Genomic DNA, 1,026 nt, shown 5'->3' on the forward strand with positions numbered 1-1,026 from the left:
CACGATCTGGTCATCATCGGGTCCGGCCCGTCCGGGTACACCGCCGCGGTCTACGCCGCGCGCGCAGGCCTCGAGCCCGTGGTCCTGGCCGGGTCCGTGACCGCGGGCGGCGCGCTGATGAACACCACCGAGGTCGAGAACTTCCCCGGCTTCCCCGAGGGCGTCATGGGACCCGACCTCATGGAGAACATGCGCGCCCAGGCCGAGAAGTTCGGCGCCCGCATCGAGTACGACGACGCCGAGACCGTCGCCCTGCACGGACCCGTCAAGACCATCACGACCGTCAACGGCGACACCTACCGCGCCCGCGCCGTGATCCTGTCGACCGGCTCCGCGTACCGCGAGCTCGGCCTCGACGACGAGAAGCGCCTGTCCGGCCGCGGGGTCTCCTGGTGCGCGACCTGCGACGGATTCTTCTTCCGCGACCAGCACATCGTCGTCGTCGGCGGCGGGGACTCCGCGGTCGAGGAAGCCACGTTCCTGACCCGGTTCGCGTCGAAGGTCACGATGGTCCACCGCCGCGACGAGCTGCGCGCGTCGAAGATCATGGCCGACCGCGCCCACGCCGACCCTAAGATCGAGTTCGCCTGGAACGCCGAGGTCGTCGCGATCGCCGGCGACTCGAAGGTCGAAGGCATCACCCTGCGCGACACCCTCACCGGCGAGACCCGCGACCTCGACGCGACCGGACTGTTCGTCGCGATCGGGCACGACCCCCGCACCGACCTCGTCAAGGGCCAGATCACCCTCGACACCGACGGATACATCGTCGTCGAGCACCCCACGACCCGCACGAACATCCCCGGCGTCTTCGCCGCCGGCGACGCCGTCGACCACCTCTACCGCCAAGCCATCACCGCCGCCGGGACCGGCTGCTCCGCAGCCCTCGACGCCCAGGCCTACCTCACCGAGCTCGCCGACACCGCCGGCGAGCAGGACCTCGCCGGCACCCCGGCCACCCCCAACCCCGAAGGACTTCCCACCGCACTCGAGGAGATCCGATGACCGACACCACCACCGCGACCG

Annotated in this window: 1 protein-coding gene; it reads left to right on the plus strand. The window is 70.8% G+C overall.

What is annotated here, in order from left to right; genetic code table 11:
• Positions 1 to 1,005 (plus strand): thioredoxin-disulfide reductase (trxB, locus tag CLV28_RS15340; protein WP_100424223.1); only part of this gene is annotated, 1,005 nt, incomplete at its 5' end.
• Positions 1,006 to 1,026: the final 21 nt, after the last annotated feature.

Source organism: Sediminihabitans luteus (assembly GCF_002797595.1).
In the GTDB taxonomy this organism is placed as follows: domain Bacteria; phylum Actinomycetota; class Actinomycetes; order Actinomycetales; family Cellulomonadaceae; genus Paraoerskovia; species Paraoerskovia lutea.